At 47.5% G+C, this 242-nt stretch carries 1 protein-coding gene; it reads left to right on the forward strand.

Going from position 1 to position 242, the window contains the following annotated elements; genetic code table 11:
- Positions 1-19 precede the first annotated feature (19 nt).
- Positions 20-242, forward strand: a 223-nt coding sequence (locus AAEY79_RS16155) for an FAD:protein FMN transferase (protein WP_352289735.1), incomplete at its 3' end; no start/stop codon positions are given.

A 242-nucleotide genomic window follows, 5' to 3' on the forward strand; every position in this document is an offset into this window, starting at 1 on the left:
CCTTACTAGTTCGCGAAAGATACTGACACTTGCTACCGTTAGCGTAGCCACCTTAACCGCTTGCCAGCAGCCGCCTGATTATAATTATCTGACGGGTGAGACCATGGGCACCAGTTACCATATCAGCTATCAATTGCCTAAAGGCGCGGATGAAGCGGCGATTCAAGCAGCAGTCGATGCGCGCTTAAAAGAAATCAATGACAGCATGTCGACTTATCAAGAGAATTCAACCATCTCTACAT

This window comes from Psychrobacter sp. GW64-MNA-CIBAN-0177, from assembly GCF_040309585.1.
Lineage (GTDB): Bacteria > Pseudomonadota > Gammaproteobacteria > Pseudomonadales > Moraxellaceae > Psychrobacter > Psychrobacter okhotskensis.